The sequence below is a fragment of the Mitsuaria chitosanitabida ATCC BAA-476 = NBRC 102408 genome, assembly GCF_001598255.1.
GTDB classification, from domain to species: Bacteria; Pseudomonadota; Gammaproteobacteria; order Burkholderiales; family Burkholderiaceae_C; genus Roseateles; species Roseateles chitosanitabidus.
Window position 1 is genome coordinate 302393 of the sequence record NZ_BCYP01000018.1, and the last position, 23791, is coordinate 326183.

General features: G+C 69.7%; 15 protein-coding genes, 1 tRNA gene and 3 pseudogenes. 13 read left to right on the top strand and 6 right to left on the bottom strand.

Translation table 11 applies throughout. From position 1 onward, the window contains the following. Positions 1-62 precede the first annotated feature (62 nt). The 3 genes from MCHT01_RS12200 to MCHT01_RS12210 form a co-directional block, all read right to left on the bottom strand. Positions 63-1256, bottom strand: a complete 1194-nt coding sequence (locus MCHT01_RS12200) for an NAD(P)/FAD-dependent oxidoreductase (RefSeq protein WP_084452453.1) — start codon at positions 1254-1256, stop codon at positions 63-65. Continuing rightward, the gene (locus MCHT01_RS12205; RefSeq protein ID WP_067065814.1) at positions 1253-2785 is read right to left on the bottom strand and encodes a M81 family metallopeptidase; all 1533 of its coding nucleotides are present in this window, start codon (positions 2783-2785) and stop codon (positions 1253-1255) included. The genes MCHT01_RS12200 and MCHT01_RS12205 overlap by 4 nt, the downstream gene beginning before the upstream one ends. A gap of 80 nt (positions 2786-2865) precedes the next feature. Next, entirely contained in the window at positions 2866-4548 is a 1683-nt protein-coding gene (locus MCHT01_RS12210; protein ID WP_067065592.1) for a serine hydrolase domain-containing protein, read from the bottom strand. Positions 4549-4890: 342 nt separating this feature from the next. Between MCHT01_RS12210 and MCHT01_RS12215 the strand changes: the two genes are divergently transcribed. From MCHT01_RS12215 to MCHT01_RS12235, 6 genes and pseudogenes are all read left to right on the top strand, one after another. Then, a complete protein-coding gene (locus MCHT01_RS12215; protein ID WP_067065593.1) occupies positions 4891-7323 on the top strand; it encodes a TonB-dependent receptor in 2433 nt (810 codons plus the stop codon). 2 nt (positions 7324-7325) lie between these two features. Next, complete coding sequence (locus MCHT01_RS12220; protein ID WP_067065594.1) at positions 7326-8795, top strand: MFS transporter; 1470 nt, start codon at positions 7326-7328, stop codon at positions 8793-8795. Positions 8796-8800: 5 nt separating this feature from the next. Next, positions 8801-10594, top strand: a complete 1794-nt coding sequence (locus MCHT01_RS12225) for a serine hydrolase domain-containing protein (RefSeq protein ID WP_067065595.1) — start codon at positions 8801-8803, stop codon at positions 10592-10594. A 75-nt stretch (positions 10595-10669) separates the two neighbouring features. After that, positions 10670-12124, top strand: a pseudogene (locus MCHT01_RS27395) (M81 family metallopeptidase); the annotation flags it as partial. A 129-nt stretch (positions 12125-12253) separates the two neighbouring features. Further along, positions 12254-13048: pseudogene (locus MCHT01_RS27400) on the top strand (alpha/beta fold hydrolase); the annotation flags it as partial. 7 nt (positions 13049-13055) lie between these two features. Further along, a complete protein-coding gene (locus MCHT01_RS12235; protein ID WP_067065596.1) occupies positions 13056-14477 on the top strand; it encodes an amidase in 1422 nt (473 codons plus the stop codon). A 144-nt stretch (positions 14478-14621) separates the two neighbouring features. Here the strand turns inward: MCHT01_RS12235 and MCHT01_RS12240 are convergent. Both MCHT01_RS12240 and MCHT01_RS12245 read right to left on the bottom strand, forming a co-directional pair. Then, positions 14622-14698 (bottom strand) — tRNA-Pro (locus MCHT01_RS12240). A gap of 16 nt (positions 14699-14714) precedes the next feature. Further along, complete coding sequence (locus MCHT01_RS12245; protein WP_067065597.1) at positions 14715-15644, bottom strand: polyprenyl synthetase family protein; 930 nt, start codon at positions 15642-15644, stop codon at positions 14715-14717. Between the two features lie 379 nt (positions 15645-16023). Here MCHT01_RS12245 and rplU point away from each other — a divergent pair, with 379 nt between their 5' ends. From rplU to proB, 4 genes and pseudogenes are all read left to right on the top strand, one after another. Continuing rightward, positions 16024-16335, top strand: a complete 312-nt coding sequence (gene rplU, locus MCHT01_RS12250) for a 50S ribosomal protein L21 (RefSeq protein WP_067065598.1) — start codon at positions 16024-16026, stop codon at positions 16333-16335. A gap of 38 nt (positions 16336-16373) precedes the next feature. Beyond that, positions 16374-16631: a 50S ribosomal protein L27 gene (gene rpmA, locus MCHT01_RS12255; protein WP_067065599.1), complete on the top strand. Its 258-nt coding sequence runs from the start codon at positions 16374-16376 to the stop codon at positions 16629-16631. A gap of 234 nt (positions 16632-16865) precedes the next feature. Beyond that, positions 16866-17927: pseudogene (gene cgtA, locus MCHT01_RS12260) on the top strand (Obg family GTPase CgtA); the annotation flags it as partial. A gap of 312 nt (positions 17928-18239) precedes the next feature. Beyond that, positions 18240-19373: a glutamate 5-kinase gene (gene proB, locus MCHT01_RS12265; RefSeq protein ID WP_067065600.1), complete on the top strand. Its 1134-nt coding sequence runs from the start codon at positions 18240-18242 to the stop codon at positions 19371-19373. Between the two features lie 100 nt (positions 19374-19473). On the opposite strand, the gene MCHT01_RS12270 is transcribed toward proB, so the two are convergent. Further along, positions 19474-20193 (bottom strand): RNA pyrophosphohydrolase, encoded by a 720-nt coding sequence (locus tag MCHT01_RS12270; RefSeq protein ID WP_084452467.1) that lies wholly within the window; start codon positions 20191-20193, stop codon positions 19474-19476. 135 nt (positions 20194-20328) lie between these two features. Between MCHT01_RS12270 and MCHT01_RS12275 the strand changes: the two genes are divergently transcribed. The 3 genes from MCHT01_RS12275 to MCHT01_RS12285 are packed head-to-tail and all read left to right on the top strand — an operon-like array spanning position 20329 to position 23791. Beyond that, entirely contained in the window at positions 20329-22071 is a 1743-nt protein-coding gene (locus MCHT01_RS12275; RefSeq protein ID WP_067065601.1) for a proline--tRNA ligase, read from the top strand. Beyond that, positions 22068-23168, top strand: coding sequence for a DUF418 domain-containing protein (locus MCHT01_RS12280; protein ID WP_067065602.1), 1101 nt, complete (start codon positions 22068-22070; stop codon positions 23166-23168). Before MCHT01_RS12275 ends, MCHT01_RS12280 begins: the two co-directional genes overlap by 4 nt. Further along, a complete protein-coding gene (locus tag MCHT01_RS12285) occupies positions 23165-23791 on the top strand; it encodes a lytic transglycosylase domain-containing protein (RefSeq protein ID WP_067065603.1) in 627 nt (208 codons plus the stop codon). Before MCHT01_RS12280 ends, MCHT01_RS12285 begins: the two co-directional genes overlap by 4 nt.

The window sequence follows — 23791 nt, forward strand, 5'->3', positions numbered from 1 at the left end:
GCTGAGGCTCTGGTGTGCCACGGCCCTCACCCCAACCCCTCTCCCACTCCGTGGGCGAGGGGCTAAGAACGGCCCATCAATCGGGTCGGCGACAACATCGACGCGCTCAACCCGAAATCCACCAGCCGCTGCGGCAACCGCCGCCCCAGCGCCAAGGCCGCGCAAGCCTCCCCCATCGCGGCGCAAGTCTGGATCCCATAGCCGCCTTGCCCGGCCAACCAGAAGAACCCCGCCGCCTCCTCATCGAATCCCCCCACCAATCCCCCATCCGCGACGAAGGACCGCAGTCCCGCCCAGGTGTGGCTGGGCCGCCGGATCGTCATCGTCGTCATCTCCTCGATCCGATGAATGGCCAGCGCGATGTCCAACTCCTCCGGCTGCACATCGTGCGGCGCCACCGGATCGGCATTCGCGGGCGACCCCAGCAGCAAGCCCGCATCCGGCTTGATGTACCAGTCCTCGTCCGCCCCGAACACCAGCGGCCAGGCATGCGTGTCCATCCCGGCCGGCGCCGCGAACATGAACGCCGAGCGCCGTCGCGGCTCCAGCCCGATGGGCCGCACGCCCGCCAGTCCCGCGATCACGTCGGCCCAAGCCCCGGCCGCATTGATCAGCACCGGCGCCTGGTAGACCTGCCCGCCGGCCCGCACGCGCCAGTCGGCGCCATGCCGCTCGATCGCCGTGACCTCCGCGTCGCAGACCAGCCGCCCGCCTTCCCGCCGCAGCTCGCGCAGAAAGCCCTGATGCAACGCATGCACGTCCATGTCGACCGCCTCGGGCTCATGGATCGCGCCGTGCAGCAGCTCGCGCCTCAGCACCGGCACCATCGCGCAGGCCTGGTTGGCGCTGAGCCGATGCGCGTTCGGCGTGATGGCCCGCAGCACCTCCCAGTGATGCTCGTAGGGCTCGCGCTGCGCCTCGGTGGCGACGAAGAGCGCGCCCCGCGGCGTCAGCAGGGGATGGTCGGAGTAACCCGCCGGCGGCTGCTCGAAGAAGGCGCGGCTGGCGCGCGTCAGGGCGCGCACCTGCGGATTGCCGTAGCTCTCCATGAACAGCGCGGCCGAGCGGCCCGTCGCGTGGTAACCGGGCTGGCTCTCGCGTTCCAGCGCGATGGTGCGCGCGTGCGGTGCCAGCCAGCGCGCGACCGAGGCGCCCGCGATGCCGCCACCGATCACCAGGCAGTCGGCCGAGGTGATGGCCGACCCCGAGGTCTCGCTCCCGGCGATCTCGCGTGGGGTGATGTCCGACGAATTCATGCGTTCGCTCCGTCCTGGGTGGCGAAGCCGTGCGGATCGGCCACGCGCGGCCAGTAGTCGAGGTCGCGCACGCGGTAGGGCAGCCGGGCGAAGTCCATGTCGATCGCGCCGGGCGTGGTGACGTAGAGGATCTCCTTGGCCAGCGGCGCGAACTGCGCATGGAAGTGCTGCGTCGACTTGACGACGATCACCCGCTTGGCGCTCAGGTCCATGCCCAGGCCGGTGAAGACCGTCGGCGAGAAGGTCTGGCTGCGCACGCTGACCAGCACGATGTCCAGCCCGCCACTCGTCCGCACCCAGACGCTGGGGCCCAGCGGCGCGATCTCGTCGTTCGAGTTCAGCCCGATCTGCTCATGGTGGTCGAGCATCACCATCACCGTGACGTCCAGGTCGACCGGCGTCCCCGAGGCCGGTCCGCACTTGCCGCCCAGTCGCAGCGCGATGCGCGCGCCCACGCCGGCATCACGGCACAGCTGGATCCCGCCGAGATCCCAGAACGCGCCGATCGCCGCGTCGCTCACCTGGCGGGCCAGCAGGGCTTGCAGGATGAAGCTGCTGTCGCTCATCGCGCCGCCGCCGGCGTTGTCCGCGATGTCGGCGATGACGACCGGCCCACCGACGACCTGGGCGGCGCGGTCCAGCGCCGCGTCGATCTCCAGCATCGGCGTGGCGGTCTGCTCGCGCAGCGCCCAGAACTCGCGGCCCAGCTGCTCGGCCAGCGAGGCGGCGAGCGCCGCATCGTTGTCGGTGACGACCCACAGCCGCGCGCCCGATTCGGGCACGTCGCCCCAGGGGAAGCCGTGACCCAGCGACACCGACAGCACGCCGGGCTGCTGCTCCACCGCCTGCATGCGCCGGACGAAACCGGCCATGGGCTCGCGCGTCGTGTGCCACAGGCCGACCATCTTGCAATCGAACATCGCCGCGGTGGGTTTCACCCGACCGGCGCTCGCGTCGAGCACGATGCGCAGCAGCTCCTGCAGGCGCGGCGTCGCGTCGATGTGCGGGTACTCCTTGTAGGCAATGATCACGTCCGCCGAGCGCTGCATCAGCGCGGTGTAGTGGCAGTGCAGATCGAGCTCCACGCCGATGGGCACGGCGGGGCCGACGATCTCGCGCACGCGGGCGATGAGGTCGCCCTCGCAGTCGTCGTAGCCGTCCGCCACCATCGCGCCGTGCAGGATCAGGATCACGCCGTCCACCGGACCGGACGCGCGCAGGTCGGCCAGGATGTCGTCGCGCAGCCGCTCGTAGACGGCGCGCACCGTGCGGCCCAGCGGCTGGGCGAAGGCGCTCAGGCTCTCGATCAGCTCATGGCCCTCGGCGCCGAGCAGGCGGCGCAGCTCGACCATCGAGCCCCCGATCCCCAGCGGGTCCCGCGTGCTGGCGTCGCCGCGGTGGATGCCGTACTCCTCGAAGCAGCCCCAGCCCGTCGGCGCGGCGGCGTAGGTGTTGGTCTCGGTGGCCAGGAAGGCGGCAAAGATCGTCTTCTTGCCGCTCGCGCTCGTGGTGCTTGTCGTGCTGCTCATGCTGGTCATGCTGCTCTCGCTCTCTTTGTTCTTGCTGGTCGCGCTGGTGCTGCTGGCGATGCTGGTCGTGCGCCCGCTCTTCATGCATGCGCCTCCTCGCGAATGAAGCGCAGGCGGCTCAGGCGCGGCGCGTCCAGGCGCAGGCCGACGACCCGGTCGCCTTCGCGATCGATGTTGACGATGCTGGCGCCGCCCATGCCGGCGAACAGCCCATCGGTGGGCAGGGCCAGCATCACGTCGGACGACAGCGGTTCCAGGCGATAGGCGCTGCGGCCGTGCGGGCCGTGCAGCTGCACGACGATGCGAGTGTTCGCGCCGTCCCCCTCCAGCTCGACCGGGACCTCGATGCCCAGGTCCGGAACGCGGTAGCGGCCGGCCAGCGACGCCGCCAGCGACGCGACACTCGGCGCCTGCTCGGGCAGCAGCGTGCAACGCAGCAGCCGGCCACCGTCGTCGAGGGTCAGGACTTGCGGCGCGGTCTCGCTCGCGAGCTCCTCGAGCGACAGGGCCAGCGGGCTCAGCGCGCTGTCCTCGCAGGGCACGACCGCCGCGCCGTCGATCTGGCGCAGCGGTATGCCGCGACCCCCGAGCCAACTCAGCGCGAGCTTGCCGCCGGCGTCCTCGAGACCGAACACCGCGCCGGTCTCCGGCGAGTGATAGCGGCGACCCAGCAGCGCCGCATGGGGCTCGGCCGGGACGTGGACGGACGGCTCGCCCAGCGCATCGCCGAGCAGCGCATCGATGATCTGGAAGGCCAGCGCCACCGGCGAGACGGGCGCGCCGTTGACCAGGATGACGATGTCCAGCCCGTGCGCGGGGACGGTGATCATCTGCGTGGTCGCACCCAGCACCGCGCCCGAATGCTGGATCACCTCGACGCCGCGGTAGTCGTGACGGATCAGGCCCAGCGCGTAGGGCAGGCGCACGCCGGTGGACAGGGTCGGCCGCTCGATCATGCTCGCCCAGCTGGCGGCGCTGCCCACGAGCTTGCTCGGGCTGCGCAGATGCGCCAGCCAGCGCAGCATGTCGTCGACCGTGGAGACCAGCGAGCCGCTGCCGCGCAGCTCGCTCGGATAGATGCCGCGCCGCAGGCCGCCGCCGACCGAGGCGGGCTGCGCCTGGTACTGCATCGCCATGCCGGGGCGGATCTCGAGGTCGCTGGTCAGCGACTCGGTGTCGTGCATGCGCAGCGGCGCGAAGATGCGCTCGCGCAGGAAGTCCTCGAAGCTGCGGCCGCTCAGGCGCTCGACCACCCGCGCCAGCAACTGGTAGCCGGTGTTCGAGTACATCATCCGCGTGCCCGGCTCGAAGTTGAGCTCGCGGTTGGGATCGGCGATGGGCTGGGACCAGTCCACCGTGGGCAGCAGGGCCAGGCCTTGCGCGACCGAGGGCAGGTCGGTACGCCATCCCCCCAGGTGCTGCATCAGCTGGCGCAGCGTCGGGCCGGCCGGATGCAGCACGGTCAGCTCCGGCAGATGACGGTAGACGAGGTCGTCGATGTCCAGCAGGCCGTCCTCGGCCAGCAGCAGCACGGCCAGGCAGGTGAACTGCTTGCTGGTGGAGGCGATGCGCACGCGCGTGCGCGGCGACATGGTCACGCCCTGCTCGATGCTGGCCAGCCCGACACCGCGTCGGTAGAGGATCCTGCCGGCGCGCGCGATGCCCACGACCAGGCCCGGCGCGTCGCTGCGATTGAAGGGCTGGAGCAGGGCGTCGACGGCCGCCAGGCCGGTCGGTTGCGGGGTGTCGGGGGTGGGGGTCATGGGGCGGGCTCGCGTGAGGAATGAAGGAGTGAAGGACTCCTTCCTCAAGACGGGCGAGCGGCCCGCTTCCGGTACACCCTCGGTGTCGGTGTCGGTGTCGTTGTCGTTGTCGTTGTCGTTGTCGGTGTCGGTGTCGGTGTCGGTGTCGGTGTCGATCGCGTGGCGTGGCGATGGCGTCGCGGTCCATCCGCCATCGGGCGTCGCCTGGCCCGTGCCGCCGGTGGGGCGCGTGCGAGGGGTAGGTGTTTACGCCGAGAGGGGGAGATTTACTACCGGAAGATGACGGCCCGTCCGTCTTGGTTGGGTAGCAGTTCATCGTTTTCCCACCGAGGATCCCCCCAAATGAAGAAATGCGTACGCGGTCAGTCGCTCCGTCGACTGGCCATTGCCTGCACCCTGGCCGTCGCGGCCGCCACCGTCCATGCGCAGAGCCGCGATTTCGACGTCGCCGCGGGCGACCTGAAGAGCGCGCTCGATGCCTACATCGCCCAGGCGGGCGTCCAGCTGATCTACAAGGTCGAGGACCTCCGGGGCCTGTCGACCAAGGGCCTGAAGGGCAAGCTCTCGCCCGAGGACGCGCTGGCGCGTCTGCTGGAGGGCACGCGGCTGAAAGTGCGTCGCGACGAGAGCGGCGCGATGGTGCTGTTCGTCGGGACGCCCGAGGATCCGAAGCCGCGCGCCGATGTGTCGACGCTGGACTCGGTCGTGGTCAGCGCGGCGCGCCGCCGCGAGCCGGTGCGTGAGGTGCCGCTCAAGGTCGACGTGCTGCAGACCGAGGCGCTGGAGCGCAACGGCGCCCGCGAGTTGGCCGACTACGTGGCCAACCAGCCCGGCGTCACGCTGACGCACGGCGGCGCCTACGCCGGCGCGCTGAGCATCCGCGGACTTGCGACGGCCTCGGTCGGCGCGTCCTCGGTCGGCGTCTATGTCGACGACGTGGCCACCGGCTCCAGCGCCCCCTACGGCCTGGGCGCGATGACGCCGCTGGACATGGGCCTGCTGGACCTGCGCCACATCGAGATCCTGCGCGGTCCGCAAGGCACGCTGTACGGCGCCGGCGCGATGGGCGGCCTGATCAAGTACGTGACCAACGAGCCGGACACCGGCGAGTTCTCCGGCAACGCGCGCGTCGCGCTGACCTCCACCCGCTACGGCGGCATGGGCCACACGGTCAACGGCGTCGTGAACGTCCCGATCAAGCAGGATGTGGCGGCGGTGCGCGTCGCGGCTTACACCACGCGCTTCGGCGGCTACGACGACACCGTCGGCGTGGCCGCGCAGACCAACGTCAATCGCGGCACGACCACCGGCGCGCGGATCTCGGCCTTGCTGACGCCGGCCCGCAACCTGACGATGCGTCTGACCTTGACCTCCCAGGAGGCCACGCGCGTCGGCAGTGACTACGAGGACCTGAACCTGGTCACCGGCCAGCCCACGCTGGGCGAGCGTCTGCGCAAGCTGGACGCCGAGGAGCCGAACAGCGTCCGCACCCATCTGCTGGGCCTGGACATCGAGTACGACATGGGCTGGGCACGGCTGAACGCCATCACCTCGGTGCAGGACGTGAAGCTGCACGCGCTGTCGGACGCGTCGGCCAGCATCCTGCCGGTGCTGGTGCGCGCCGGCCTGCCCGCGACCTCGGTCTGGGGCGACAGCCGCGGCAAGCAGCATCGCGTCAGCCAGGAATTCCGCCTGACCTCGCGCGCCTCGCGCGACATCGAATGGCTGGCCGGCCTGTACATCAACCGCGAGCGCTCGAGCGTGGACGGCGGCATCCGATACGCGACCGCCGCCGGCCCCGGCTCGCTCAAGCTTTACGAGACGACCAAGCCCGCGACCTACCGCGACCTCGCGGCCTACGGCGACGTGACCTGGCACGCCACGCCCGCGCTGGCGCTGACGGGCGGCGTGCGTGTGGGCCGCATGGAGCAGCGCTTCACCAACACCTCCGACGGGCTGCTCTCCGGCGGCGCCTCGTCCAACGGCGGCGAGTCGAAAGAGACCGCCACGACCTGGCTGGCCACCGCCGGCTACAAGATCGACGCGCAGAACTCGGTCTACACCCGCGTCGCCAGCGGCTACCGGCCCGGCGGCCCGAACGGTTTGCTGCCGACGACCTCGCCGACCATCAAGCCGATGTTCAAGTCGGACTCGCTGTGGAGCTACGAGGCCGGCTACAAGGCGGCGCTGCTGGACCGCACGCTGGTGATCGATGCCGCGCTCTACGACATCGAGTGGACCGACATCCAGCAGATCGTCTCCGACGGCAGCATCTTCAGCTTCTTCACCAACGCGGGCAAGGCGCGCATCCGCGGCGCGGAGCTGGCGCTGAGCTGGCTGCCCAGCGCGGCCTGGCGCTTCGATGGCGCGCTCTCGCTGATCGACGCCAAGCTGCGCACCGACGCCTCGGGCCTGGGCGGCCATGCGGGCGACCGGCTGCCCGACACCGCGCGCGTGAGCGCGTCGCTGGCGGCCACGCGCAACCTCGAGCTCTTCGGCCACCGGGCCTATGTCGGCGCCAACCTGCGCCACACGGGTGAGCGCAATGCTGGCTTCCCCGGCAGCACGGTGGCGCGGCCCTACCGCCTGCCGGCCTACACGGTGCTGGGCCTGCAGGCCGGCATCGACTACGAGCGCTTCCAGCTCTCCGCCTACGTGCGCAACCTGGCCAACAGCCGCGGCCTGGCCGCCGTCGCCGTCGCCTCCGCCACCGCCGGCAAGGCGGTGGTGGTGGAGCCGCGCACCATCGGCGTGGCCGTCAACGTCCCCTTCTGATCATGACGCTCTTCGCAACGACCGCCGACCCGGCGGCTTCCCCCTCGCACGTCCCTACGACGGCGATTCCGGCCCGCAAGGCCGGGGCCGCGTCCTGGTACACGCTGGCCGTGCTGCTGGTGGCGACCATCCTCGGATCGGTCGACGCGATGCTGGTCACGCTGCTGACCGAGCCGATGCGGGCCACGCTCTCGCTCAGCGACACCCAGATCGGGATGCTCAAGGGCGGCGGGCTGGTGCTGTTCACCGGGCTGGCGACGCTGCCGCTGGGCTGGCTGGGTGACCGCTACGACCGCCGCGTGGTGCTGGCCGCCTGCGTGCTGGTCTGGAGCGCGGCGACCGGGCTGCGCGGCACGGCGATGGACTACACCATGCTGTTCGTCGCGTCGATCGGACTGGGCGTGGGCGAGGCCGGGCTCGGCCCCATCACCAACAGCCTGATCCCCGATCTGTTCCCGCGCGCCCAGCGGGTCCTGGCCAACGCGATCTTCGGCATCTCGTCGATCTTCGGCAGCGCGCTCGGCGCGGTACTGGGCGGCAGCATCGTGCTGGCGGTGGAGAAGTCCCGTCATCTGATGCCGGCCGGCTGGCAGGGCTACGAGACCTGGCGCCTGACCTTCTTCGTGATGGCCTTCGTCGGACTGCCGGTGATCCTGCTGGTGCTGACCATCCGCAGCGCGCGCGGCAAGGCCGCCGCCGGCTATGAGCCGCCGACCGTCGAGTCCGCCGAGGGGCATGCCAGCGGCGCGAGCGCTGGATCCGCCACCCGCGCGACCGCCACCGTGGCCGCGGTCGGCGCGGACGGCGCCGAGCTGGGCGGCATCAGCTTCCGCGACTACCTGCGCGCGCATTGGCGCACGCTGGCCTGTCTGGTGGCGGGGTCCGGCCTGGCCTCGGTGGGGCTGAGCTCCATCGGCAGCTGGATCCCCATCGTCGCGGCGCGTCAGTTCGGCATCCAGCCGGCGCAGCTGGGGCAGGGCATCGGCATCGCGGTGATGGCCGGCACGCTGGTCGGCGGCGTGCTGGGCGTCAAGGCGATGCGCGTGGCGCGGCGCCGCGTCGGCCTGGCCGCGCCGGTGCGGGTGCTGGTGCTGGGCTACGCCGCCGCCGCGCTGATCTCGATCGGGCTGCTGTTCGTTCGCTCCGCCACCGACGTGTTCGTGCTGCTGTCCATGCTGCTGGTGCCGCTGATCTGCGGCGCGGTGGTGCTGCCCAACGTGCTGCAGGAAGTCGCGCCGCCGCACCTGCGGGCCCGCGTGATCGGCGTGCTGTCCATGGGCACGCTGCCCTTCGCGGTGCTGGGTCCGCTGGCCATCGGCGTGATCTCCGACGCGGTCAGGAACATCCCCAACGGCCTGGCCATGGCCATCGTGGCCGCGACGCTGACCGGCTGCCTGTCCGGCGCCTTGCTGCTGCGCGCCACCGAACCCGCCTTCGTGCGGCTGCTCAAGAAAGTCAACGCCACCTCATGACTGCGATGAACACCTCGACCTCCGCTTCCCGCCCCGGCGCTTCGTCGTCAACCGCCACTTCCGCGGCGGCCTCGTCCGCGGCGGTCGAGGCCGCCAACGCCGCCGCCGCGACCGCCTCCACCAAGGCCGAGCTGGTCAAGACCATCGACGCGGCGCTGGAACCGCTGTGCCGCGCCGACGAGCCCGGCATGGTGGTCGGCGTCAGCCGCAACGGCGAGCTGCTGTACCGCCGCGGCTTCGGCCTGGCCAGCCTGGAACTCGGCGTGATCAACACGCCGCGCACGCGCATGCGGCTGGCCTCGACCAGCAAGCACTTCACCGCGCTGGCCATCCTGCTGCTGGCCGAGGACGGCAAGCTGGACATCGACGACATGGCGCGCCGCCACCTGCCCGAGCTGCCCGAGCTCAGCGCCGCCGGGCCGACCTTGCGCCAGCTGATGCAGCACACCGGCGGCTGGCGAGGTCATGAGGAACTCTGGGCCTGGGCCAACGGCCTGAACCCGCAGCCGGCGGGCATCAGCCTGTCGATGATGGCGCGGCAGCGCGAGCTCAACTACGAGCCCGGCACCCGCATGATCTACAGCAACGGCGGCTACCTGATGCTGGCGCGCATCGTCGAGCGGGTCAGCGGGCTGAGCTTCGCCGAGTTCCTGCGCCAGCGCATCTTCGAGCCGCTGGGCATGCTGGACACCGAGTCGACCGCCAACGTGCTCGACGTGCGCGAGGGGCTGGCGGGGCTCTACCTGCCGGTGCTCGGCGCCGCGCCCGGCGCGCGCGGGCGCTGGACCCGCGCGACCTATCCCACGGAGTTCGAGGGCAGCGGCTCGCTCATCTCGACGGTGGACGACATGCTCATCTGGCTGGCCCACCTGCGCAGCGAGCGCAAGACCGTCGGCAGCGCGAAGAGCTGGGCGCAGATGCTGGAGACGACGACGCTGGCCTCGGGCGAGGTGTCGCCCTACTGCTTCGGCCTGATCCGTCATCCCTACCGCGGTGTCGAGGTGATCCATCACAACGGCGCGGTGCTGGGCGGCGGCTCGCAGATGATCACCGTGCCGGCGCATGGGCTGGACATCACCATCATGACCAACGGCAGCGCGGCCAATCCCGCCGCGGTCGCCTTCAAGCTGATCGATCTGCTGCTCGCCGATCAACTGCCGCTCACCGCGCAGGAAGCGGTGCCGCGCGTCGCGGCCGATGCATTTCCGGGTCTGCAGGGTCGGCACTATCACGATCCCGCGAGCGGTCTGCTGATGCGCTTTGGCACGGTCGCCGGTCTGCTGGGCGTGTCGGTGCATGGCAGCCATGTGCTGCCGCTGCGCAAGGGCATCGGGCATCGCGTGTGGATCGGCGTGATGGAGACGGCGACCAGCTCGGTCGAGATCGACCTGAGCGGCGTGGATCCCGCGCAGGCGCCCGACGTCCTGGAGGTGCGCGACGGCGGTGAGCTGCTGCGCTTGCGGCTGGTGCCCGAGACCGCGCCGACGGCGGCATCGCTCGCGCCCAGCCTGGTCGGCGCCTTCCACAGCGCGGACCTCGATGCCGGCGGGCTGATCGAGGCCGACGACGCGGGACTGAGCTTCACCGTGCAGGGCCGCCATGGTCAGCTGCGCTACCGCGCGCATCCCGTGTCCGACGAGGTGATGTTGCTCGTCCCGACCGAGCCGCTGCTGGCCGCGCTGGCCAACAGCAACGTGCTCAACCTCGATCGCGCCGCCGGGCCGGGAAGTCCCGTCGTCGGCCTGCGGATGGAGAGCATCCGCACCCGCCACCTGCGCTTCGCGCGCGCGGACCGGTAAGTCGTCCGGACGGCACGACCGCAGGACGTCAGGCCCCCCCGACCCCCGGACACCTGGACATTTGGAGTACCCGAGATGAAGTTTTTCACCGCCTTTCTTGCCACGGAAACCAACACCTTCGCGGTCGCGCCGACCGGCTGGGGCAGCTTCCAGGAGTACGGCATCTTTCGCGGCGACGCCAGCACGCGCGATCCCAAGGGCTTCGGGCTGAGCACGCTCACCCTGCGCCAATGGATGGCGGAGGAGGGCGATGAACTGGTCGAGAGCCTGACCGCCTTCGCGATGCCGCTGGGCCGCACGGTGCGCTCGGTCTACGAGCAGCTGCGCGACGACATCCTCGCCGACCTGCGCGCGACGCTCGCCGCCGGACCGCTGGACGGGGTGATCCTGATCCTGCACGGCGCGATGGTGGCCGACGGCTATGACGACTGCGAGGGCGACCTGCTCGTCCGCGTGCGCGAGATCGTCGGACCGTCCGTGCCCATCGGCGTGGAGCTCGACCTGCATTGCCACTACACCGAGCGGATGCGCACGTCGGCGGACGTGATCATCGCGTTCAAGGAGTACCCGCACACCGATGCGCTGGCCCGCATGCGCGAGCTCTACGACATCGTGCGCGAGACCGCGCTGGGACGCGTCAAGCCGAGCACCGCGGTCTACGACTGCAAGATGGTCGGCAAGTGGCACACGACGCGCGAGCCCATGTCCGGCTTCGTGCGCCGCATGCAGGCCGTGGAGCAGCAGCCGGGCGTGCTGTCGGTGTCGCTGGGGCACGGCTTCCCCTGGGCCGACGTGCCGGAGTCCGGCGCCAAGCTGTGGGTGACCACCGACAACGATCCCGCGCTGGCCGCCGAGCTGGCCGAGCAGCTGGGACGCGAGTTCTGGGCGATCCGGGAGCAGACCGGCACGCCGGCGCTGAGCATCGATCAGGCACTGGCGCAGGCCACGCTGCTGGCGCCGCAGGGCGGGCCGGTGGTGCTGGCCGACATGGCCGACAACGCCGGCGGCGGCGCGCTCAGCGACAGCACCTTCATCCTGCGCGAGCTGCTGGCGCGCGGCCTCGACGACATCGCGATCGGTGGCTTCTGGGACCTGGGCGCGGTGCAGCTCTGCGCCGATGCCGGCGTGGGCGCGCGCGTCGAGCTGCGTCTGGGCGGCAAGGGCGGTCCGATGTCCGGTGATCCGATCGACCTGAGCGTCACCGTGATGGCGGTGGTGGAGGACCACACCCAGCCCGGCCTGATGGGCGACGACTTCATGGGCCTGGGCCGCAGCGTCTGGGTCCGCACGGGGCGTGGCATCGACATCGCGCTGATCAGCAAGCGCAGCCAGGTGCTGGCGACCGAGCACTTCACCGGACTCGGCATCACGCTGACCGACAAGAAGCTGATCGTCGTGAAGTCGGCCCAGCACTTCCACGCCCGCTTCGCGCCGCTGGCGACGGCGGTGCTCTACGTCTCCACGCCGGGGGCGGTGAACGTGGACTTCGCGCGACTGCCGTATCGCGTGCGCAGCCTCGACTACTGGCCGCGCGTGGCCGATCCGCACTGGGTTGCGCCAGCGGTGAAGCCGCCGGGCCAGCTCTACGAGATCGACGGGCTGCGCCTGCATCTGCACCTGAGCGGCCCCGCGCCCACCGACGCGCGTCAGCCCACCGTGGTGATCGAGTCGGGCGCGGGCACGGTCTCGCCGCTGTACGCGCGCCTGCAGCGGACGCTGGCTCGCAAGTACCAGGTCTGCAGCTACGACCGCCCGGGCCTGGGCTGGAGCCAGCCCGACGGCCTGCCGCTGGACGCGGAGCGCAACTCGCGCCGCCTGCACGCGCTGCTGGAGGCTGCGGGCGTTCGCGGTCCGGTGGTCTTCATCGGCCATTCGCTGGGCGGGCTGCTGAACCGCGTCTATGCCGGGCTCTATCCCGAGCAGGTGGTCGGACTGATGATGCTGGACGCCAGCCACCCGGACCAGTTCGCGCTCTACAACGAGGCGCCCGTCGAGCAGATGGCCGCCGAGCGGGCCAAGCGGGTCAAGCTGCGCAAGGGCGGTCCGCCGCCGCCGGAGTTCGCGATGATCGATGCGGTGTGCGCCGACATGCCCGAGGTCGGCGAGCAGATGAAATCGACCTTCACGCCAGAGGCGATCGACGCGATGCTCGGCGAGGTGCAGGGCCTGCAGCAGGTGGGCCGTCAGGCGGCCGCTTCTCCGGATCTGGGCGCACGTCCGCTGGTCGTGCTGTGGGCACCCAAGCAGCCGGCGTCGACCGGTATCGAGGGGCTCGATGCGGTCTACCAGCGCTGGCCCGGCTATCAGCAGGCGCATGCGGATCTGTCGACGCGCGGCCGCGTGCGTGCACTCGAGGGGGCCGATCACATGGGCATCGCGGTGCTGCCGCCTTTCGTCGCCCAGGTCGCGGAGGAGATCGACGCCGTGATGGCGCAGCTCGCCGCCGATCGCTGACACGGCCATGGCCGACCTGCATGAGCTGAGCGCCGAGGCGCAGTGCGCGGCGCTGCGCCGCCGGGAGATCTCCTCCAGCGAGCTGACAGCGCACTATCTGGCGCGCATCGAGCGTCACGGCGAGGCGCTCGGGGCCTTCGTCAACGTGTTTGCCGAGGCGGCGATGGCGGGCGCGCGGCGGGTGGATTCGCAGCGGCCCGTGGGATTGATGCACGGTCTGCCGATGCCGCTGAAGGATCTGCATCCGGCGGCCGGCCTGCCCACCTCGATGGGCAGCGCGGCGCTGGCGGGCTGGGTGCCGACCCAGGATGGCGCGGTTGTCGGCCGCTTGCGGCAGGCGGGCATCGTGGTGCTCGGCAAGACCCATGCGCCCGAGTTCGGCCCCTGCTGCTACACCGAGACGCAGCTGGCGCCGCCCGCGCTGAGTCCGTATGGGCAGGGCTTGTCGGCCAGCGGCAGCAGTGGTGGCGCGGCCGCGGCGGTGGCGGCGGGACTCGCGCCCTTGGCGCATGCCAGCGATGGCCTGGGCTCGACACGAACGCCCGCGTCGAACTGCGGCCTGGTGGGCTTCAAGCCCAGCCGGGGACGCATCCCGTCGGTGTTGCCGGGTTGGTATCAGCTCGGCAGCGAGGGACCCGTGGCGCGCACGGTCGGCGATGCGGCGCTCTACCTCGACGCCGTCGGCACGATCGGACCGGGTGAACTCTGGCGTCAACCCACCTGGACGCCCGAGGCGCACCGCCGGGCCGCGCGCACGCCGCCGCCCGAGCGATTGCGCATCGGCCTGTTGATCGATCCGGGCAGCGACGAGACCGAGGCCCATGCCGATTGCCAGGAGGCTTGCGCCGTCGCCGCGCGGGCACTGGAAACAATGGGCTACGAGGTCGTACCGGTGGCGCTGCCATCGGCCTTGCGCATCTGGCATCTGCTGGAGCCGCTGTGCGACGTGCTCAGCGTCGGCATCGCCGGGCATGTGCAGTTGCAGATTCCCGAGGAGCGTCGCGCCGCGCTGATGCCCTACACGCGCTGGCATGCGCAGCGGGCGGCGGAGATCAGTGCGGTCCGCTTCGCGCAATCGCAGGCGCGCATCGCGGCCGCGGCGAGCGCCTGGCTGAAGTGGCAATCGGAGGTCGACGTGCTGATGACGCCGACCAGTTCGGCGCCGGCCTTGCCCAGTGGCGCGCTGCGGCTGGACGACGGCTGGGCGTCCAGCGAGGCGATGCTGCGTTGGAGCGCCTTCACGCCCTGGGCCAACTTCTGCGGCGCGCCGGCGGTCAGCCTGCCGGTGCATCAGACCGCGTGCGGTGTGCCCGTCGGCGTGCAGCTCATGGCGCAGCCGGGGCAGGACGAATTGCTGATGAGCTTGTCCGGTGCGCTGGAGCAGGTCTTCGCTTGGCATCAGCGTCATCCGCCGATGTGGCATCGCTAGCGCCGGTGGCAACACCCGACCCCGTCCGGTGCGCGGTCCAGAACTGAGCCTGGACGCCCACTGCGTCAGACGCCCGACTCGGCCTGGTCGACCGACCAAAGAAAAACGCCGCGAATCTTGCGATCCGCGGCGTTTTCGTTGTCCTGGTCGGGGTGAGAGGATTCGAACCTCCGGCCTCTACGTCCCGAACGTAGCGCTCTACCAGGCTAAGCTACACCCCGTTTTGGTCACTCGGTTTCAAGAACTTCTCTCTACCGACTGAGCCGCAAATTCTAGCAGGCTTTCTTTCCACTTGGAAAGGGGTAGCGCCGACAAATGTTGTCTCGCTTGTGCGACCTCCGCGCGAGCGGCTTCGCGGGTGGCTTCGAGGGCGCCCGTGCGCTGGACGATGGTCACGATGTCCTTCAGGCGCTCGACCTCGCCGTGCTCGATGGCGTGACGGATCAGCGCGCGCTCGTCGTCGGTGCCGCGCTCCATCGCGATCAGCAGCGGCAGCGTGGGCTTGCCCTCGCGCAGGTCGTCGCCGACGTTCTTGCCGAGCGACTCGGCCGTACCCTCGTAGTCGAGGGCGTCGTCGATCAGTTGGAAGGCGGTGCCGAGCGCGCGGCCGTAGCCGGCGCAGGCTTCCTCGAGTTCCGCGGGCGCGTCGGCGAGCACCGCGCCCAGGCGCGCGCTGGCTTCGAAGAGCTTGGCGGTCTTGTAGCGGATCACGCGCAGGTAGCTCTCGACCGCCACGTCCGGGTCATGCATGTTCATCAACTGCAGGACCTCGCCCTCGGCGATCACGTTGGTGGCGTCGGCCAGCACTTCCAGCACGCGCATCCGGTTCACCGACACCATCATCTGGAAGGCGCGGGAGTACAGGAAGTCACCGACCAGCACGCTGGCCGCGTTGCCGAACAGCGCGTTGGCGGTCTGCTTGCCGCGACGCAGCTCGGACTCGTCGACGACATCGTCGTGCAGCAGCGTGGCGGTGTGGATGAACTCCACCACCGCGGCGAGCTCGCGGCTGGCGGGGGAGTCGGCGCCCAGCGCATTGGCGAACATCAGCACCAGCTTCGGCCGCATGCGCTTGCCACCGGCATGGATGATGTATGCGGAGATCTGATTGATGAGTGCGACGTCCGAGCGAAGGCGCTGCGCGATCACGGCATCGACTTCATCCATCTGTGCATTCAACGCCTCGAGAACCTCGGCGACGGGGGTAGAGGCAATGGGTTGCACTCTCGACTCACTGTGAGGGGAAGCCGCGATTATAGGAAGGCGGACAGCAGGGGCTTGTCCGAGTGGTCGCCTGCCTCGCACAAGCGCGCGTCCGATCGGGTTCCCAGAGGCCCGGGGCAGGTCGATCAGCCCGCGAAGGCCCATGGCGACGGGGCTGGCGGCGCCTCAGGGTTTGCATCAGGGTGGCGCTTGTGCTACATTCGCGGGCTCCGCATCTCATTGCGGTGTTTTTTCTTGGGCGATCGTCTTGATGACCTTCGCGCCGGGTCGAGGTCTCGCACCCCGTTCTGGCGGTTCGCCTTCCTGTGTTGAAAGGGCTGATATGTACGCGGTCATAAAAACCGGTGGCAAGCAATACAAGGTTGCTGCTGGCGAAAAGATCAAGGTAGAACAGATTGCTGCGGAAGTTGGCCAAGAGATCGTGATCGACCAGGTTCTGGCAGTCGGAAACGGCGCTGACCTCAAGATCGGGACTCCCTTGGTTGCTGGCGCCAGCGTCAAGGCCACCGTGGTGGCTCATGGCAAGCACGACAAGGTGCGCATCTTCAAGCTGCGTCGTCGCAAGCACTACAAGAAGAGCCAAGGCCATCGCCAGACGTTCACCGAGCTGGAAATCAGCGCGGTCAACGGCTGATCTCTTGTCACTCTCGTAATCTGATCTAGGAGTAATCCATGGCACAGAAAAAGGGCGGCGGCTCGACACGAAACGGCCGCGACTCGAAGCCGAAGATGCTGGGCGTCAAGGTGTTCGGCGGCCAGACCATCTCGGCTGGCTCGATCATCGTCCGCCAACGCGGCACGAAGTTCCACGCTGGTACCAACGTGGGCATGGGCAAGGACCACACGCTGTTCGCTCTGGTGGACGGCACGGTGTCCTTCGCTGTCAAGGGCGCCAACAACCGCTCGACCGTCGTCGTCACGGCGATCTGAGCTTGTTGAAGTCCTGATGCCGCGGTCCCGGGCGCAAGCCCGGGTCACCGTGGCGGACCCAGAGCCCCGGCCTTGTCCGGGGCTTTGCTTTTTCCGGATCGCGCGTCGCCGCGAGATCCACGCCGACCGCGAGTCCCGGCGAACCCTGACTCGCTCCGATTCAAAGCATGACCTTGCGCGGGAGCGCGGGGTCGTGAATTACGATAGCCCCGCTCCGGGATCCGAAGGCCACCCATGAAGTTCGTTGACGAAGCCACCATCGATATCGCCGCCGGCAACGGCGGCGCCGGCTGCGCCAGTTTCCGCCGCGAGAAGTTCATCCCCTTCGGCGGCCCGGACGGCGGCGACGGCGGCCGCGGCGGCAGCGTCTTCGCGATGGCCGACCGCAACCTCAACACGCTGATCGACTACCGCTACGCGCGCCGCCACGAGGCCCGCAACGGCGAGGCCGGTCGCGGCTCGGACCAGTTCGGCGCCGCCGCCGAGGACATCATCCTGAAGGTTCCCGTCGGCACCATCGTGCGTGACCTGGAGACCGAGGAAATCATCGCCGAGCTGCTCGAGCCCGATGTCCCGGTGCTGCTGGCCAAGGGCGGCGACGGCGGCTTCGGCAATCTGCACTTCAAGACCTCGACCAACCGCGCGCCGCGTCAGAAGACGCCCGGCTGGCCCGGCGAGATCAAGAAGGTCAAGATGGAACTGCGCGTGCTGGCCGACGTCGGCCTGCTGGGTCAGCCCAACGCCGGCAAGTCCACGCTCATCGCGGCCGTGTCCAACGCGCGCCCCAAGATCGCCGACTACCCCTTCACCACGCTGTATCCGAACCTGGGCGTCGTGCGCGTCGGTCCGGAGAAGAGCTTCGTGATCGCCGACATCCCCGGCCTGATCGAGGGCGCCGCCGAGGGCGCCGGCCTGGGCCACCAGTTCCTGCGCCATCTGCAGCGCACGCGCGTGCTGCTGCACGTGGTCGACCTGGCACCGTTCAACCCGGACGTGGACCCGGTCGCCGAGGCCAAGGCCATCGTCAAGGAACTCAAGAAGTACGACGAGGCGCTGTACGAGAAGCCGCGCTGGCTGGTGCTGAACAAGCTGGACATGGTGCCGGCCGAGGAGCGCGAAGGCCGCGTCAAGGACTTCGTGAAACGCTACAAGTGGAAGGGCCCGGTCTTCGAGATCTCCGCGCTGACGCGCGAAGGCTGCGAGCCGCTGATCCGCACCATCTACGACCACGTTGCCGCGATCCAGGCGCCGCCGGTCGAGGATCCGGATGCCCGCTTCGACGAGCCGATCCCTGACGCGCCCAAGGCGTTCCAGGAAACGCGCAAGACACGTGCCTCCAAGGCCAAGGCGATCAAGACCGCGAAGGCCGAGGCGGAAGCGGCCAAGGCGGCCACCGCAGCAGCCATCGCCGTCGAGGACGTGACCCCGGTCAAGGCGGCCAAGCCCGCCGCCAAGAAGCCCGCGGCCAAGAAGACGGCCGGCAAGGGCAAGGCGGAGAAGGCCGAGAAGCCGCCCGAGCGCGATCCGCGCTTCGATCCGCTGCCCTGATCCGGCGGCCTCGCGGCCGCCCGAACGCCCCTTCATCACTTCCTCCGAGCATCCCCGCGCATGAGTACTGTCGAATTGAAGGGCGTCCTGAAGGACGCGCGACGCATCGTCGTCAAGGTCGGTTCGAGTCTGGTGACCAACGAGGGGCGTGGCGTCGACGCCGAGGCGATCGGCAACTGGTGCCGGCAACTCGCGGAGCTGGCGCGCGAGGGTCGCGAGGTGGTGATGGTCTCCAGCGGCGCGATTGCCGAGGGCATGAAGCGCCTGGGCTGGGCCAGCCGGCCCAAGGAAGTCCATGAGCTTCAGGCCGCGGCCGCCGTCGGTCAGATGGGCCTGGCGCAGATGTACGAGACCAAGCTGCGGGAGCAGGGCCTCACCAGCGCGCAGGTGCTGCTGACCCACGCCGACCTGGCCGATCGCGAGCGCTACCTGAATGGGCGCTCGACGCTGCTGGCGCTGCTGCAGCACCGCGTGGTGCCGGTCATCAACGAGAACGACACCGTCGTCAACGACGAGATCAAGTTCGGCGACAACGACACGCTGGGCGCGCTCGTCGCCAATCTCGTCGAGGCGGACGCGCTGGTCATCCTGACGGATCAGAAGGGCCTGTTCTCGGCCGATCCACGCAAGGACCCGGATGCGCGCTTCATCGACGTGGCCACCGCCGGCAAGCCGGAGCTCGAGGAGATGGCGGGCGGCGCCGGCTCCAGTCTGGGGCGCGGCGGCATGATCACCAAGATCCTGGCGGCCAAGCGGGCCGCGGGCAGCGGCGCCAACACCGTCATCGCCTGGGGCCGCGAGCCCGACGTGCTGCTGCGCCTGGCGCGCGGCGAGGCGATCGGCACGGCTCTGCTGGCGTCGACCGCGAAGCTCGCGGCGCGCAAGCAGTGGATGGTGGATCACCTGCAGATGCGCGGCTCGGTGCGCATCGACGCCGGCGCGTCCATCAAGCTGCGCGAGGAGGGCAAGAGCCTGCTGCCCATCGGCGTGCAGGAGGTCTCCGGCGAGTTTCATCGCGGCGACGTGATCGCGGTGCTGGACATGAACGGCGTCGAACTCGCGCGCGGGCTGACCAACTACGGCAGCGCCGAGGCCCGCCTCATCGCCCGCAAGCCGTCCTTCGACATCGAGCGCGTGCTCGGCTACGCGGCCGAGCCGGAGCTCATCCACCGGGACAACCTGGTCCTGCGCTGAATCGGCGCTGCATCGCCGCCGAGCTGGCGCCGAGCAGACGCTGAAAAGAACAACGGGCCGTCAGGCCCGTTCGTTCGTCTGGATCACGTCGATCCGATCCTCAATCCTTGCGGACCGGCTCCCCGGGGGCGCTCGCCGGTGGCTCGAGGCCCTCATGGGCCCGCACGCCGCGCTCGTCGAGCGGATGCGGCTCATGGCCGTGGTCGTGACCCGGCTCATGTCCGTGATCGTGCCCGTGGTCGTGACCTTGCTCGTGCCGATTCGGATCGTGATCCCCGTGACCGCCATAGCGGTCGCCGCGCGGCGGCGGCCGCATGCCCGCGCGAAGATAGCGGTTGTGATGGTTCAGCCGCGGCAGGAAGCGGGCGAGCTCCGTCAGCGCCATCTGATAGACGCCGCGCTTGAACTCGATCACCGCCTCCAGCGGCACCCAGTATTCGTTCCAGCGCCAGGCGTCGAACTCGGGATGGTCGGTGGCCCGCAGGTTCATGTCGCTGTCGCGCCCGGTCAGCTGCAGCAGGAACCAGATCTGCTTCTGCCCGCGGTAGTGGCCGCGCGCGTCGCGGCGGATGAAGTGGTCGGGGACTTCGTAGCGCAGCCAGTCGCGCGTGCGCGCGATGATCCGCACATGGTCTGCGGTGAGGCCCACTTCCTCATGCAGCTCTCTGAACATCGCCTGCTCGGGCGTCTCCCCATGCTTGATGCCCCCTTGGGGGAACTGCCAAGAATGGGTGCGTATGCGCTTGCCCCAGAACACCTCGTTCTTGTGGTTGAGCAGGATGATGCCGACGTTGGGCCGGAAGCCTTCACGGTCGAGCATAATCAACCTTCAAATCATTCGTTGGATTGATTATTGCACCGGGGCTGAGGCCCGGCGCGATCATCGCTAACCCTCGGTGATGACCGGTTCTTCCGCGGCGGCCTGGCTGACCGCGGACTTTTATTTTCTGCGCCCATGAAAGCCTCCCAGTTCTTCATCTCCACGCTCAAGGAAGCCCCCGCCGATGCGGAGATCGTCAGCCACAAGCTGATGATGCGGGCCGGCATGATCAAGCGCCTGGGCGCCGGCATCTACAACTACATGCCGATGGGCCTGCGCGTGATCCGCAAGGTGGAGAACATCATCCGCGGCGAGATGGTGCGCGCCGGCGCGGTCGAGCTGGTGATGCCGGTGGTGCAGCCCGCCGAGCTGTGGCAGGAGACGGGCCGCTTCGACAAGATGGGCCCCGAGCTGCTGCGCGTGAAGGATCGCCATGGCCGCGACTTCATCATCCAGCCCACGTCGGAAGAGGTCGTCACCGACATCGCCCGCCAGGAGCTGCGCAGCTACAAGCAACTCCCGAAGAACTTCTTCCACATCCAGACCAAGTTCCGCGACGAGCGCCGTCCCCGCTTCGGCATCATGCGCGGCCGCGAGTTCACGATGAAGGACGCGTATTCCTTCGACCGTGACAAGGACGCCGCCGGCCGCAGCTACGACATCATGTATGCCGCCTACGGCAAGATCTTCGATCGCCTGGGCCTGCAATACCGCGCCGTGGCCGCCGACACCGGCGCCATCGGCGGCGACCGCTCGCACGAGTTCCAGGTCATCGCCGACACCGGCGAGGACGCGATCATCTACTGCCCCACCAGCGACTACGCCGCCAACATCGAACTGGCCGAGGCGCTGTCGCTGATCGCGACGCGCGGCGCCGCGACGCAGGCGCTGACCAAGACCGCGACGCCCGGCAAGGCCACCTGCGCCGACGTCGCCGAGCTGCTGAAACTGCCGCTGTCGCAGACGGTGAAGTCGCTGGTGCTGGCCACCGACGAGCTCGACGAGCACGGCACCATCGTCAAGTCGCAGGTCTGGCTGCTGCTGGTGCGCGGCGATCACGACCTGAACGAAGTCAAGGTCGGCAAGCTGGAAGGCCTGAAGGGCGGCTTCCGCTTCGCCACCGCCGCCGAGATCGACGCCCACTTCGGCTGCAAGCCCGGCTACCTCGGCCCGATCGGCCTGAAGCAGCCGCTCAAGGTCATCGCCGACCGCACCGTCGCCCACATGGCCGACTTCGTCTGCGGCGCCAACGAGGCCGACTTCCACTTCACCGGCGCCAACTGGGGCCGCGATCTGCCCGAACCGGATCTGGTCGCCGACATCCGCAACGTCGTCGAGGGCGACCCCTCGCCCGACGGCAAGGGCGTGCTGGCGATCCAGCGCGGCATCGAGGTCGGCCACGTCTTCTATCTGGGCACGAAGTACTCGGCCGCGATGAACGCCACCTTCCTGGACGAGAACGGCAAGCCGCAGCTGTTCGAGATGGGCTGCTACGGTATCGGCGTGACCCGCATCCTCGGCGCCGCCATCGAGCAGAACCACGACGAGCGCGGCATCGTCTGGCCGGATGCGATCGCCCCGTTCACGGCCGTGATCTGCCCCATCGGCATGGATCGCAGCGACGAGGTGAAGGCCGCCGCCACCAAGCTCTATGAAGAGCTGCTGGCGCTGGGCGTCGACGTGCTGCTGGACGACCGCGGCGAGCGCCCCGGCGCGATGTTCGCGGACTGGGAGCTGGTCGGCGTGCCGCACCGCGTGGTGATCTCGGACCGCGGCCTCAAGGAAGGTCAGGTCGAGTACCAGGGCCGTCGTGACGCCGAAGCCAGCAAGCTGGCGCTCGCCGACGTCGTCGCGCATCTGAAGCAACGCCTGGCGTGAGCCCGGCCCGTCCGCCGCAGCGCGTCGCGGCGGTGGATGCCTTGCGCGCGCTCGCGCTGCTGCCGGTCGTCGCGGTGAACTGGGGCGGCTACGGCGCGTTGCCCGACATGGGGCCGATGAGCCCGCCCACGCCCGCGGGCAGCGTCCTGGCGGAAGCCGTCTCCTGGTTCCTGCACGCGCTGATCGCCGGCAAGGGCATCTCCTTGCTGGCCTTCCTCTTCGGCTACAGCCAGGGCCTGTCCCAGGACCGCGGCGAGGCCGGACTGGCGCGCCGCCGTCGGCGCCTGGGCAAGCTCCTGCTGCTGGGCGTGTTGCACGGCACGCTGCTCTACATGGGCGACATCCTCACGCTCTACGCGGTCGCGGGCTCGGTGCTGGCGCTGTGGGCCGGCATTCGCCTGTCGGAGATGAAGGTGCGGATCGGCGTCCTGCTGTTGCTGGAGCTGGGTGTGATCGCGCTCACCTTCGTGATGGCGTCCATGACGCTGGACCACGTGCCCTCCACGCCGCTGGCGCAGCCGGCCACCTGGGCCGACTGGACGCTGCGCAACGCGGGTCACTTCCTCTCCACCACCATCGCCTTCGTGATCCTCGGCTTGCCGACACCGCTGCTGCTGATGGCGGCGGGCCTGATGTCGGCGCGGCTGCGCTTGTTCTCGCATCCGCGCTGGGAGCCGATGCTCGCGCGATGGTCCCGTCGCTGGCTGCTGCCCGCCGTGGGGGTGAACATCGCCTTTGCCTCGCTGCTGTGGCCCGGCTTGCGCGAGGGCGATGCCTTCGTCAGCGGCCAGTACGCGATCTTCTATCTCTTCCCGACCCTGCTGCTGCTCAGCGCCGCCGTGCCCGCCGTGGTGCTGCGCCTGCGGCGCGACCCGCGTCTGCTGGCCTTGCTCGCGCCCTTGGGGCGCCATACGCTGACGCTCTATCTGACGAGCTCGGTGCTCAGCTTCGCGCTCTTCAGCGGTGCCGGACTGTCCTGGCAGCCGGGCACCGTCGTCGTGGCGCTGTTGTCGCTGGCCTACTGGGTCGGCGGCGTGGCGCTCGCGCACGTGATCGGCGCCCGCCGCCTGCCGCTCGAATCCTGGTTGTCCCGATGAATCCCGCTCCGTCCGCGCTCCGGCGCGCCTTGCTGATCAGCGGCGCTGCCGCGTTGCTGCCGCGCCCGGCATTCGCCGGCGCGCAGGTCGAGGAGCCGCTCGCCGACGCGGTGCGCTCGGCCTTGTCGGCCGCGATCGCCTACGACGCGCCGCCCAAGCCGCAGTTCAGCGCGATCGAGCCGCGGCTCGCCTACCTGCGCTGGCTGGGCGAGATGAGCGAGCGCCTGAAGAAGGCCAAGAGCGAGGCGCAGACCCGGCTGGAATTCCTCGAGACCGTCTGGTACGAGAGCACCCGCGCGGGCCTGGAACCGGCGCTGGTGCTGGGCCTGATCCAGGTCGAGAGCGGGTTCCGCAAGTACGCGATCAGCGTGGCCGGCGCGCGCGGCTACATGCAGGTGATGCCGTTCTGGACGCGCTCGATTGGCGACGGGCAGGTCTCGCGGCTCTTCCACATGCAGACCAACCTGCGCTTCGGCTGCGTGATCCTGCGCCACTACCTCGACATCGAGAAGGGCGACCTCTACCTCGCGCTGGGGCGCTACAACGGCAGCCGCGGCAAGCCGGAGTATCCGAACCTGGTCATGGGCGCTCGCAAGCGCTGGTTGATGCCGGGCAAGACTTGA